A 12,862-nucleotide genomic window follows, 5' to 3' on the forward strand; every position below is an offset into this window, starting at 1 on the left:
TACGCCGGCTCAGGCAGGCTTAGAAGAAGTGTAAAGAAGGCTGACGAGCGAGCCCCATGCAGCCATCATCTGTTATCCACAATACCCAGGAAAACCCCGTATTTCAGAAAAAATAGTACCGAATCATTTGCGCCACGATCAACAAGGCCACCAGCGGAAAGATGAATCGCGTAAGGTTGCCATAATTGCGAGCCTCACCCTTTGGTGCATATTTCTCAACCAGAGGCAGAATTATGATCAGCGCCAAAAACAATACAGCGAGAATAATCAGAAGTGTTCCCATAGCGAAACTCCTTTAACGCCGGCATTTAGGCCAGGCAAGCGTGAGCATGAATATCCTGCATGTGAGTTATCCCGGGAATCTGTGGATAACTTTGTGAAAAGGCGCGGGACAAGCATGCTCGGGCCTGTTAAAACGGGCGTTCGACAAATGTGACCGTTAACTGACCAGGCTATTTACTGACCACCTAAACCATAGCACCCTAAAAGCCCGACAGCTCATCCTGCAGGTCTTTTTTCAGTTCGTCTGGCTCGGTTACCCACACGGTTTTATCAAGGCCCGGGAACACGCCAACATGCAACCCGTCTTTCGACAGGCCCGGCACCCATTTCTTGAAGAAATCTGGCAGAGAAATGCTTTTCGCAGTTAAATCATCCGCACCTTTAGCGTATGCAACCGCAAATTCCGAGCTGGGCCAGACCGGTAGATGGGCCACGCCATCCTCTTCTGACACGATTGATAGGAACCGGTTCTCGGAATTGATCAGTATCCAGATCTCCCGCTCTTCCAACACTTCGCTCAAGAAGTAGTCGTATCGCTCTTCGCCGCTCAATTCGAGCACACTCGTTAACTGCTCATCACTCATAATCCAATTCTCTGTTTAATAAATGAGGCTCACGGAGCCTGAATACTTGCACGTTGCGCTTTTCGATATACCCAAGCAAGGCCCAATAGGGCAAGCCCAAGCCCCATAAAGGCAGCGACCCGCCAAAACCCTTGCAGGCCAGCCATATCGATCAGAAAAATCTTGCCAATCACGATGCCCAGCAAGGCCATGCCTGCCTTATACAACACCACTTGGCCGCCTTTTGCCGAATACACTGTGGAATAGATAATAGCGGCGATGGCGTACAGCATGCCAACAACTGAATAGCTATACAGCTCGCCCTCTGTCATGCCATACCACAGCGCCATGTCGCTGCCTTGCCATAGCTGACGAATCTCCAGCGCAGTGAACAGCAGAAAGCCCGCAGCCGCAACACACAACGACCACAGCCGAGGCGCAATCTCGGGGAACCGGCTGATCACAAGCGCCAGAATCACCGGGCCGCCGAAGGCCGGAAGCAGCATATTGAAGATGGGCGTGGCGCTAATAACACTGTCACCCCACCAGGGGTTGTGCAGGGTGAGCAGCGTAAGATAGCTCAAGCTGGAAAGCGCCAGCAGCACCCACGAGAACAACCGATAGAGCCAAGCCAGCGACTGGCTCGCTTTAGCCCGAACCGCATAGGTCACACTCAGCGCACCCCATAGAAGCGTGTTCATTGTGGCTTCAATGAGACTGTATTCGTGAACGAAGATATCGCCGTCGTACAACCAATATCGCAGCTCGGTGCCCAGGAACAACACCAGCAGGTGCAGGGTTGCACCTTCCAGCCAGGGCCGGATCGAATGGCCTTTTTCGGCGAGTTTTGTTGCAACGGCTGCCAGCACAGTAGCGCCGCCATAAGTCCACAGCGACCAATGAACACTGGTATCGTAGCCCTGCAGCCAAGGGTTGAAGGTGAGTCTGGCAACAACCAGTGCCAACACGACTTTCAGAAGCAGGTGCAGCTCGGGCATCTGATAGCGCCGTGCTAACCAGGTAAGGCTGACAAACTGAACAGACAAGGCCAAGGTAAGCGAGGCTTCACGAAAGGCCATAACCGTGGCCAGCGAGTAGCTAACGTGCGCAGCCAGCAAAGCCCAAACCACGCCATTTCCGTAGCGTGGATGCCCCTCCATTCGCCAGGCCAACACGCCGTAAACAGCCCCAGCCAGCAAGGTGGCAACAGCCCACACAACCGATGTTTCACCATAGCCGTGCAACAAAAGCCAGCCAAGCACCAGCCACACCATCGGTGAAAGCAACGTTAGCGAGGCCCAGCGTCGCTGGTCTGTGTGGCGGCCCCACAACCATAAGCCAAGGCCTGTGGTGATGATGGCTGCGGCAATAAGGTAACTTACAAAGCCCGCCTGCTGGCCCAGAGGTATTTGTGAAAAATACACCAAATCGCCATCCATTCGGCCCATGTAAAGCAGCCAGCCTGCGGCGCTTGCTAAAACTGCGCCCCAGGGCAAAAACCACAACGCTCCCCGGCTTTGAGGGATCAAGGAAGCAGCAGGCAGAATGAGCAGCCAACTCCACAGCATTGAATTGTCACCAGACTGTTGAGCAATCGACAAACCCCAGACGGCTAATAACGGCAAGAAGGCCTCTCGCAATCGCGAAGGTGCCGCCTGCCCACGGCCCGGCAAGAAGGCAAAAGCCACAAACAGCGCAGCGAGATAACAGGCGGTTGCCATGGCAGCAGGCGCTGCAACCACAGTAACGGCCCACCACAGCAACGCGCCGGCCAAGGTGGCGTACCACAACCAGTCACGGAACACGTAACGCATCAACAGAAGTGAGCTGAGGGTAATCACAAAACTGTAGGAAAGCACAAAGGCGACACTGCCACCTTCACCACCGATCAGCAGGGGCACAAGATAAGCACCGCTCAAACCCATGATGGCCAGCAACGGCCCGTGAACCAACGCCAGCGCCATGGTGGCTAATGACACAGCTGCCAAGGCGATTAACCCGACGACTGGGCCGATCAATTGGTAATGGTGAACACCGGCAAGCAATGCCGCGTACAAAGTAATACTGCCGCCGCCAGCCAGCGCAGCAAACACTTGGTCTGTGCTCATATGGCGCCGGCGCAGATACTCCGCGCCCCCATGCAGGGCAAAGCCTGTAGCTAGGGCAAGCAGCATTTGCTGCATAGGGCCAATCAAACCCGCGTTAATAGAGTGGCTCACCATGAAAATACCGGCTAGCGCTACACTCAGGCCACCCAGCCAAACCATCCAGTTTTCTTTCAACGCTCGACTGAAGCGGGAGTAATCCCGGGTGGCTTTGGCAGGTTCGTCCCAATCATTGGAGTCTACCGGCGGCTCTTCAACCAACGCATTCGCCGCTATGGGGAAGGTAGGAGCGGACTCTGGCTCAGGCTTCAACCCAGTCGATTGAACGTAATCAGAATCTACCGGTTCATCCTGAGATTCAAGCGGCAACCGGGCGCCCGCCACCCCGGAACGTCTGAAAGCTTCCACTTCCCGCCGTAGCTCCGAAACTTCACGACCGAGCGATTCAATTCGAGAGGAATATTGATGCCGTTGCCGAAAGGCTATAACGCCAAGAATAGAGCCGACAGGGATGAACAGTACTAGGCCTGCAGCGAGAACAATAAGTTGAACGTCCAAGTCCTTTTTCCTTTTCGTGAATCCAGTCAAGTGCAGTGTCGATCGCTGGTGCAATGTGCAGTTTATAGTCTCCGAAGACAATGCTCATCTACAAAATGAGAGCGTCAATATCTGGCAAAAGGACATGAAATTACAATCAGACGTCCGACAACGTCAGCTTGCCGCGCAACATTTTTTGAAGTCAGAGGGGGTCATTCCATACCGGCCTTTAAACGCAGTCGAGAAATAGCTGGGACTGCCAAAGCCATACTTATACACAACCTCGGTAAGGTTCAACTTCCCGTTGTGAGCCTTGATGTAATCGACACACATCTCCAGGCGCTGAGTTTTCACATACTCTGACAAGGTGATCGAATCGCCAGAGAAAGCACGATAAAGACTTCGCACGGATACCCCAATGTTGCTAGCAACCATAGGGGCATTCAGGCCAGGCTCACCAATATTGTCTTTCACAAACTCAGACGCGGCTCTGAATACCTTATCGTACGGGTCGTTACTGCGAACACTTTTCAAAACCGACGGCTTTATCAGAGTCGCCAGGGAATCGAGAATCGCGGCCCCTTCTTCCAAATCCAGGTTTTCATGTAGGGATGCTTCAATTACCAGCTTGCTGGCAAAACGGGCAATGTGAGAGTCAGCGGAGATTTTGACGCCAAGCTCAACCTTGCTGAGGTTCAATATCCGCTCAACAATCTGACGAGGCAGTATAAGTGATATCTGCTGCGAAGATTCCTGAAATGAAAAGCGAAACGGTAGCGCCGAATCCACAAGAACAATATCTCCAGCCACGAGAGACGAGCGGTTCCCCACTTGCTCAACCAATGAGCGCCCCCGAATCTGAAAAACACAAAAAAAGTCCGGAATCCCGCTTTTTTGTATCTCTTTGGGCGTTCGGTAGAGATCTGCACCCTGGATACTCACCTTAGACATATTGAGCGATCCACCAACTTTCTCGACAGATCCTGAAAACCTGCCACCCAGCGGGCTCGCCAAAAAAGGCCCGCATATATCATTGATATTGCTGAGCCATTTGTCGAAATCATGAGTCCCACTAGTGTATGACGACACGCTTATGACCTCTTGCTTTTGCTTATTATTACTTTCAAAGAAAATGACCAAAAAACAAACAAAAGTCAAGATGGCTCTCCGGGAACCGGCACTTCCATTTCGATACAAACTCACAACAACTGCTATAAAAAAAGTGTCAGGTCTAAACGGCACTTTTCGCCCGTTGGCGCAGTAACGAAACCTTCTGGCATCAACGAGAAAGCATAAGGCGAGATTAATTGATAAACATAGCAGTCACAGTGGCACTCGATGTCACAAAGGCGAGCGGCAGCCCTGCGCTCCCCCCAAATGCCGCCTCAAACATAAAACAAGAAGGCTAAACGATGCACCAGACCACACAGCTAAGACGCCGACGCCTGGTATATGGAAGCCGGGTGGAGCTTTGATCAGCAGGCATGGTCGCCCAGTGTCAACATACGCTATTCAACATTCGATGAAGATTTCGACCCACTATTTTTCGGCTTTAACCGCGGCTACGGCACCTGGTTTCAAGGCGAAATCGCGGCCAACTACGCCGGACCCTTTAACAGTGATACAGATGTTCTTCACGTTGGCGTAAAAGCTTACCCGGCCCCCACTGTCGCCGTCGGCGCTTTGTTTTTTGACTTCAGCGACACCGCACGGGGAAGCGGCTCTCTGGACAGCCAGGAGATTGATCTCTATGCCGAGTGGGCCATCAACGATCACGTATTCTTGAGCCCCCTTATTGGCTTCTTCAAGCCGGAAAAGCGCGCAGCTAACGGCGGCAGTCAGTTCCAGGACAACGATCTGAATACCTACGCTCAAATAATGGCGGTTATTTCCTTCTGATGACAACGACAGGCTAGACCACTTGCCCCGAGCGACATCGGTTAACAATTGTTGGAGACCAACGACATGCAGACTTACCAGAACACCGTGGACGGAACGCTTACCGAGCCGGCCAGTCACTATGAAATCTTTAATCCTGCCAATGGGCAATCTCTGGGTTTCGCGCCTGAGAGCGATGAACAGGAAGTGGATCGCGCGGTTCAATCGGCGGTAGATGCTCAAAAGAGTTGGGCAGAACGAAGTGATCAGGAACGGTGTGAAACCGTCCAGAAGATTGCTCAGATTTTGGAGGAAAATTCCGAATACCTGGCTGAATTAATTACCCGGGAGCAGGGTAAGCCGTTGTCTGGCCCTGGCTCACGGTTTGAAATGCAGGCCTGCGTTGGATGGACTCAAGTTCCGGCGAGCCTGAAGCTGGCTCCAGAGGTTGTGTACGAGGACGACGAGCGCAAAGACACGCTGCATCGCGTACCCCTGGGGGTTGTGGCAGCCATCGTGCCATGGAACTGGCCGTTGATGATTGCCATCTGGCAGATCATTCCTGCCATCCGAATGGGCAACACGGTTGTCTTGAAGCCTTCCGAGTACACGCCTATTGCAACCCTGGAAATGGTGCGTTTGATCAACCAGGCGCTTCCAGCAGGCGTGCTCAATACCGTTACCGGGGATGGGGCCATTGGCAGCAAGCTTACCCATCACCCGGATACTAACAAGATCATGTTCACCGGCAGTGAAGCCACCGGGCGCCGTATTATCGAAGCCTCGGCCCGGAATTTGTCACCTATCACTCTGGAACTGGGCGGTAACGATGCGGCCATCGTGATGCCCGGAACGGACATAAAAGCGATTGCCATGGACTTGTTCTGGGGTGCCTTCCTGAACATGGGGCAGACCTGTGCCTGCATTAAGCGGCTCTATGTTCATGACGACGATTATGAAGCGGTTATGTCTGAGCTCAGCGCCATTGCAAGCCAGATGAAGCTGGGTGACGGCATGGACGAATCAGTACTGATTGGGCCACTTCAGAACAACATGCAGTTTGAAAAGGTCAAAGAACTCATCTCGGACGCCCGATCAGGGGGTTGCGACATACGTGAGTTTGGCGACGTGCCAAACAAAGGCTATTTCCTGCCCCTTACCCTGGTTGGCAATATCAAAGACGGCCAACGGCTGGTCGATGAAGAACAGTTTGGTCCTGCGCTGCCCATCATTCGATATAGCGAACTGGAGGATGCCATCGGTTGTGCAAACCGGCTTGAGGCTGGCCTGGGCGCCTCCTTATGGGCAGACAACGCAACTGATGCAAGCGAACTGGCAACCCGGCTGGAAGCCGGGACTGTGTGGATCAATCAACACGGCGCGATTCACCCCATGGTTCCTTTTGGAGGCAACAAAGCATCCGGCTACGGCGTTGAATTTGGCATTGAAGGGCTGAAAGCAGTCACCCAGAGCCGGGTAATCAGCATAAAGAAATAAAAACAGACGGCTTCAAGCGGACATTGAAACCGGTAACCAATCAGGCGCGTGATCGGCAATGAGCCATCGCGCCCCTACACCAGAAAAACAAACATTGAGGATTTTACTGATGCATCTACCTAAAAAACTGGCGTGTTGCCTGGTGGTCGCGTCCAGCCTTATTGCTGCAACAGCAAACGCGCGCCTGCCCAATGAAACCGTTGGCAGCACCAAGTTACCAATGCCGGACGATCATCGAAGCTATATGGTGGACTTTGAGTTCAACAACATGGTTTCTACTCGGGTCGTTGTCATCGACCCCGACAAACAGAAATACCTTGGAATGATACCCACGGGGCACGCCGCCCCGGCGACGCTTTCCCGGGACAGGAAAACCATTTTTACCGCTGACTTCTTTTTCACTCGCTATGTGCGCGGAGAGCGCACCGATGTGCTAACCGCCTGGGACAGCCAGACCCTATCACCTAAATGGGAGCTGGAAGTTTCGAGCGAGCGCGCCTTTACACTAACGGAGCGCTTTTCGTTGGCAACCAGTAGTGATGACAAGTTTGTCTATATTTACAACTTCACGCCCTCTACGACTGTGACGGTTGTCGATACCACCAAACAAGAGATGGTTAACGAGATCGCGATCAATGGCTGCATTCTGAACTACCCGGTCGGTGAACGACGGTTTGCCTCCCTCTGCGGCGACGGGTCGCTTCAGTTGATTACGCTGGACGACAACGGCAAAGAAGTAGACCGCAGCAAGACTACTTTTTTTGACCCGGATAAAGTGAAGCTAGTCGAAAGAGCAACGGTCGTTGACGAGACCTATTATTTTGTAACCACATTAGGTGAAGTTGTGCCCGTTGACCTGTCTGGAGAAGAGCCGAAAGTATTACCCCGCTGGTCCCTGGTCACCGAAGAAGAACGAGCTGAAGGCTGGGCACCAGGTGGTTGGCAGCTACTGACTGCGGCACCAGGCCTGAATCGCCTTTACGTGCTGATGCACCCAGACCACGAAGCCTATAACTGGGAAGACCCCAGCCAGATTATCTGGGAGTTTGATCTGAAAACCGGCGAAAGGCTCGGAACCCTGCAGTCGCCGAACCTTATCTGGAGCCTGAACGCCACCTCCGATGACAAGCCGCTTCTGCTGGGCGCAAACATTGAAGGCGGGCTGGAAATTTTCGATCTTTCCACCGGCGAGCACAACGGCACAATGGACGGCGTTACCAAAACGCCGACGCTGATACTGAACCACTGAGAGGTGACGTGATGATAGACCCTATTGTCAGTACATCGGCTGCTCTGGCGCTGGCTGTTATATTCGCCAGCGCCGCAAGCCACAAACTCAGGCACCCCAGCTGGTTTCGACGCCAGGTGCACGAATATGAGCTGATTCCAGGGCCAATGGTGCCAACCGCAGCACGGGCTCTGCCGGTTGCAGAACTTGCGATTGCCGCTGGCCTGCTATGGAGCACCAGCAGGCCTTACGCAGGCGTTCTGGCGCTTTTGCTGATTGCCCTCTACGCACTGGCTATCGCCATTAATCTGGCCCGTGGCCGCAAAGACATCGATTGCGGATGCTCCGGCCCGGCAATGCGCCAGCCCCTGCAGCCGGCGCTGCTCGCTCGCAACTTGTTGCTCGCAGTCATTGCCTTTGGGGCTCTGTTGCCCATGCTCGAACGGCCCCTGAGCCTGCACGATAACTTCGTCATGATCGCAGCAGGAACCGTCCTGGTTCTGCTTTATACAGCTACAGATCTCTGGCTGGCCAACAGGCCGCTACTACTAAATTTGTCAGGAGAAAAATAAGATGCAAGCACTCATCGTTTCAAACATTCTGCTTTGGCTGCTTTTGATAGCCAGTTCTTTGGTGCTTCTTGGCCTTATTCGCCAAATAGGCGTTTTGCATTCGAGAATCGCCCCCGCCGGCGCACTCATGCTCGATAAGGGCGTTGAGGTTGGGCAACCCGCGCCACAAGTGACAGCGGCGGACCGCTTCGGGCGCCCGGTTAATATTGGCTATGCCGGTGAGAGAACCACCCTGCTCTTTTTCCTTTCACCCACATGCCCAATCTGTAAATCGTTAATACCTGCGATCAAAGCCATCAGCCGATCGGTTAAAGATCTGGATGTTGTTTACGTGAGTGATGGCGATGCCGCCGAGCACGACAAGCTTATTGCCGATGCGGGTCTCGAAAAGTCCACCTATGTGGTGAGCCCGGAAATTGGCATGACCTACCAGATTGGCAAGCTGCCGTACGCGGCGCTGATTGATCAGGCCGGCACCCTCAAGGCCAAGGGCCTGGTGAACTCCAGGGAGCATCTGGATAGCCTTTTTGAAACCGAGCTGCTGGGTTCATCAACTCTTCAGGACTACATCAAGGCTCAGTCTGAATCACCAGGTATTCACACGCCATCCTGATTACGGAGAACAATTAAATGAAATTTCTTGATCGCTTTTTTGAACGCTCCTCACGCCACGTAGCCAATACCACAGGGCGGCGCCAGTTCATCGCAAAATTTGGGTCATTTTTGGCTGTAGGCGTGGCTGCGCCAGCCCTTCTTCCTATCGACAGAACCAGTAAAGCACTTGCTGCTGGATCACCATCAGCCGGCGACCCGGGTGATCCCACCAGCTGCGATTACTGGCGCTACTGTTCTGTTGACGGTTTTTTGTGCAGTTGCTGCGGGGGCTCGGTTACCACCTGTCCGCCAGGAACAGAGTCCTCCACGGTCACCTGGGTTGGCACCTGCCGTAACCCGGCCGACGGAATCGATTACATCATTTCTTACAACGACTGTTGCGGCAAGCACAGCTGCGCTCAATGCGCGTGCACACGCAACGACAGCGAAGAGCCCATGTACAGGCCCTTCAACAACAACGATATTAACTGGTGTCTTGGCACCGACAGTAGCGTTTACAACTGCACAGTAGCCGTTATACGGGGCGTGGCATCCTGAGGAGCATAGCAATGCGCTCAATATTCTGTGTTTTGGCGTTAACCCTGATCGTCGTCTCCCCTTCGGGGGAGGCACGGGTTATTCCTGATCCCAAGCAAAGGCCAGCGCCTGGTAACGAGGCGCGACAAACACCCATACACCAGGCCAATTATTCACCGGCGGTGAACTATCAGCTGCAATGTTTGGGTTGTCATCTGACAAACGGCGAAGGCGCCCCTCGTAGCGATATTCCAATGATGCAAGACTTTGTCGGAAACTTCTTGAAGGTGAAAGGAGGCCGGGAGTTCCTCATACGGGTTCCAGGTTCTTCGCAATCTGCACTTAGTGACTCGCAGCTGGCTGAGCTGCTCAACTGGATATTGAAAGACGACGGGATTGCCGGAGGCAGTGCACCAAAAGGCTTCAAACCTTATACAGGTAAAGAAGTCGAAGCCTACAGGGACAAAATGATTAAAGACCTGCCTGGGTATCGATTAAATCTCATTGAACAGATCAGAGATCTCAACATAGACATCCCCGAAAACGTTATTCCTTAATAACCCTCACACCCTTTCAACGCGGTTCCTGGCGCAATCACGCTTTGAATCGCGTTTTTCACTTTAGCGCCAACAGACCGAAACCTCCTCCCAACAGGCACTACCCAAACCCAGCACTTTACGTTAAGGTCAACTTTGCCAAGCATTAAAAGGTCTTACCCGACCCATTAGGGCTGGCAAAAGGAGCACCACTGTCTGCGCCGGCAAGGTTGCATAAAGCGTTCTATACTTTGGCAAAACACCGGCAGGTAGAACAAGGCTCCGTAAACTAACGAAGCCCTCACAAGGGGCATTGCGTTCCTCAAGCCATCACCCCAGGAAGAGGATTATGACAACAACAAAGTCCAAAACTGTTTACACCCCCGTCTTTACAGACGGTGCAGAATATCGCGTTCCAACATTTAAACTGCTGAAACAGGACGGCTCGCTCTACAAAGGCGGCAAAGCTCCTGATATCGACAAAGAGAAGGCCCTGCGAATCTACCACGCGATGGTTACCACTCGCGTACTGGATGAGCGCATGCTTGGTGCCCAGCGCCAAGGCCGCCTGAGTTTCTACATGCAGTGCACCGGCGAGGAAGCTTCCGTTATCGGCTGCACCGCCGCGCTGGACGATGCCGATATGATCATGGCCCAGTACCGCGAGCAAGGTGCGCTGGCCTACCGCGGCTTCACCATTGACGAATTTATGAACCAGCTGTTTGGCAATGAGAAGGACTACGGCAAAGGCCGTCAGATGCCGGTTCATTATGGTTCCAGCAAGCTCAATTACATGACCATCTCGTCGCCTCTGGCCACCCAGATTCCCCAAGCCACCGGTTATGCCTACGGCCAGAAAATGGCCGGTGACGGGCACTGCACCGTGGTCTATTTTGGCGAAGGCGCGGCCTCGGAAGGTGACTTCCACGCCGGCCTTAACATGGCGGCGGTGCACCGCGTACCCGCTATTTTCTTCTGCCGCAACAACGGCTACGCCATCTCAACTCCCGCCGTTGAACAGTTTGCCGCCGATGGCATAGCACCCCGGGGGTTTGGCTACAAAATGGACACCATTCGTGTAGACGGCAACGATATTCTGGCGGTTTACCAGGCCACAGAGGCCGCCCGAAAACTGGCAGTGGAAGAGAACCGCCCGGTTCTGATCGAAGCCATGACGTACCGCTTGGCGGCGCACTCTTCATCCGACGATCCGTCCGGGTATCGCAGCAAAGACGAGGAATCAATTTGGCGCGAGAAAGATCCTATTCTGCGCATGCAAAACTGGCTCATGAAGCGTAAGTGGTGGAGCGAAGGCGAAGAGAAAGAGTTGCAGGAACGCCTGCGCCGCGAAGTGCTCGAAACCATGAAACGAGCCCAGAAGCTGCCACCACCACCGCTGGAATCTCTGGTGACGGATGTATACGACGAGGTACCCCCGATGCTGAACGCGCAATTCGAAAAGCTCAAAGCGCACATTCGCAAGTACCCGGGCGAGTATCCAAAGTCGGCCGCACACGTTGAGGGAGGGGCATAACATGGCGAAGATGAACATGCTGCAGGCCATCAACGATGCCCTTGATATCTCAATGGCTACCAATGATCGCGTTCTGTGTTTTGGTGAGGATGTCGGTATTTTTGGTGGCGTATTCCGCGCCACCAGCAATCTGCAACAGAAATACGGCAAAGATCGCTGCTTCAACACACCATTGGTGGAACAGGGCATTATCGGGTTTGCCAACGGCTTGGCAGCTCAAGGCTCATTCCCCGTAGCGGAGATCCAATTTGCGGACTACATTTTCCCCGCTTTCGATCAAATCGTTAACGAGTCTGCGAAATTCCGCTACCGCTCAGGCAACCTGTTCAATGTGGGTGGTTTAACCATTCGCGCGCCCTACGGCGGCGGCATAGCCGGTGGCCTTTACCACTCCCAGTCCCCCGAAGCCTATTTCGCTCACACGCCGGGCTTAAAAATTGTGGTGCCTCGCAACCCTCACCAAGCAAAAGGGCTACTGCTGGCTTCCATTAACGACCCAAACCCTACCCTGTTTTTTGAGCCAAAGCGCTTGTATCGCGCCTCCACAGGCGAGGTACCAGAAGGCGAATATCAGTTACCTCTGGGCGAAGCCGAAGTCCTGAAAGAAGGCACCGATATAACCGTGCTGGGCTGGGGCGCTCAGATGGAAGTGATAGACAAAGCCGTCGAGATGGCGGAGAAAGAAGGCTTCTCCTGCGAGGTGATTGATCTGCGCACAATCCTGCCTTGGGATGTGGAAACCGTCGCCGAATCGGTGCTTAAAACCGGGCGTTTGGTTATCACCCACGAAGCGCCTCTAACCGGCGGCTTCGCCGGAGAAATAGCCGCCACTATTCAGGAGCGTTGCTTCCTTTATCTGGAATCGCCGATCGCGCGGGTTACCGGCATGGATACACCCTTCCCGCTGGTACTGGAAAAAGAGCACTTCCCCAACCACCTGAAGGTCTATGAGGCCATTCGGGAAAGCGTCGAATTCTAAGCGGATATCCGGACAGGAGA

Annotated in this window: 13 protein-coding genes; 9 read left to right on the forward strand and 4 right to left on the reverse strand. The window is 53.6% G+C overall.

Going from position 1 to position 12,862, the window contains the following annotated elements; translation table 11 throughout:
* Positions 1–103: 103 nt before the first annotated feature.
* From ACTH3S_RS08160 to feaR, 4 genes are all read right to left on the reverse strand, one after another.
* Positions 104–283 (reverse strand): hypothetical protein, encoded by a 180-nt coding sequence (locus ACTH3S_RS08160; RefSeq protein WP_441808518.1) that lies wholly within the window; start codon positions 281–283, stop codon positions 104–106.
* 199 nt (positions 284–482) lie between these two features.
* The gene (locus ACTH3S_RS08165; protein ID WP_441808519.1) at positions 483–866 is read right to left on the reverse strand and encodes a DUF2750 domain-containing protein; all 384 of its coding nucleotides are present in this window, start codon (positions 864–866) and stop codon (positions 483–485) included.
* Positions 867–895: 29 nt separating this feature from the next.
* Positions 896–3,508 (reverse strand): DUF2339 domain-containing protein, encoded by a 2,613-nt coding sequence (locus ACTH3S_RS08170; RefSeq protein ID WP_441808520.1) that lies wholly within the window; start codon positions 3,506–3,508, stop codon positions 896–898.
* 153 nt (positions 3,509–3,661) lie between these two features.
* Positions 3,662–4,729 (reverse strand): transcriptional regulator FeaR, encoded by a 1,068-nt coding sequence (gene feaR, locus ACTH3S_RS08175; RefSeq protein ID WP_441808521.1) that lies wholly within the window; start codon positions 4,727–4,729, stop codon positions 3,662–3,664.
* A gap of 210 nt (positions 4,730–4,939) precedes the next feature.
* Here feaR and ACTH3S_RS08180 point away from each other — a divergent pair, with 210 nt between their 5' ends.
* From ACTH3S_RS08180 to ACTH3S_RS08220, 9 genes are all read left to right on the forward strand, one after another.
* The gene (locus ACTH3S_RS08180) at positions 4,940–5,386 is read left to right on the forward strand and encodes a hypothetical protein (RefSeq protein WP_441808522.1); all 447 of its coding nucleotides are present in this window, start codon (positions 4,940–4,942) and stop codon (positions 5,384–5,386) included.
* A 66-nt stretch (positions 5,387–5,452) separates the two neighbouring features.
* Positions 5,453–6,862 (forward strand): aldehyde dehydrogenase family protein, encoded by a 1,410-nt coding sequence (locus tag ACTH3S_RS08185; protein ID WP_441808523.1) that lies wholly within the window; start codon positions 5,453–5,455, stop codon positions 6,860–6,862.
* A 109-nt stretch (positions 6,863–6,971) separates the two neighbouring features.
* Positions 6,972–8,111 carry an amine dehydrogenase large subunit gene (locus ACTH3S_RS08190; RefSeq protein WP_441808524.1) on the forward strand — a complete coding sequence of 380 codons (1,140 nt, stop codon included), beginning with the start codon at positions 6,972–6,974 and terminating at the stop codon, positions 8,109–8,111.
* A gap of 11 nt (positions 8,112–8,122) precedes the next feature.
* On the forward strand, positions 8,123–8,662 hold the full coding sequence (locus ACTH3S_RS08195) for a MauE/DoxX family redox-associated membrane protein (protein ID WP_441808525.1): 540 nt from the start codon (positions 8,123–8,125) through the stop codon (positions 8,660–8,662).
* Between the two features lies 1 nt (position 8,663).
* Positions 8,664–9,275, forward strand: a complete 612-nt coding sequence (gene mauD / locus ACTH3S_RS08200; RefSeq protein WP_441808526.1) for a methylamine dehydrogenase accessory protein MauD — start codon at positions 8,664–8,666, stop codon at positions 9,273–9,275.
* Between the two features lie 17 nt (positions 9,276–9,292).
* The gene (locus tag ACTH3S_RS08205) at positions 9,293–9,814 is read left to right on the forward strand and encodes a methylamine dehydrogenase light chain (protein WP_441808527.1); all 522 of its coding nucleotides are present in this window, start codon (positions 9,293–9,295) and stop codon (positions 9,812–9,814) included.
* 11 nt (positions 9,815–9,825) lie between these two features.
* Positions 9,826–10,350 (forward strand): cytochrome C, encoded by a 525-nt coding sequence (locus ACTH3S_RS08210; RefSeq protein ID WP_441808528.1) that lies wholly within the window; start codon positions 9,826–9,828, stop codon positions 10,348–10,350.
* A 328-nt stretch (positions 10,351–10,678) separates the two neighbouring features.
* Positions 10,679–11,863, forward strand: coding sequence for a thiamine pyrophosphate-dependent dehydrogenase E1 component subunit alpha (locus ACTH3S_RS08215; protein ID WP_441808529.1), 1,185 nt, complete (start codon positions 10,679–10,681; stop codon positions 11,861–11,863).
* A gap of 1 nt (position 11,864) precedes the next feature.
* Positions 11,865–12,842, forward strand: a complete 978-nt coding sequence (locus tag ACTH3S_RS08220) for an alpha-ketoacid dehydrogenase subunit beta (protein ID WP_441808530.1) — start codon at positions 11,865–11,867, stop codon at positions 12,840–12,842.
* Positions 12,843–12,862 lie beyond the last annotated feature (20 nt).

The organism is Marinobacter sp. (assembly GCF_052094685.1).
GTDB lineage: Bacteria > Pseudomonadota > Gammaproteobacteria > Pseudomonadales > Oleiphilaceae > Marinobacter.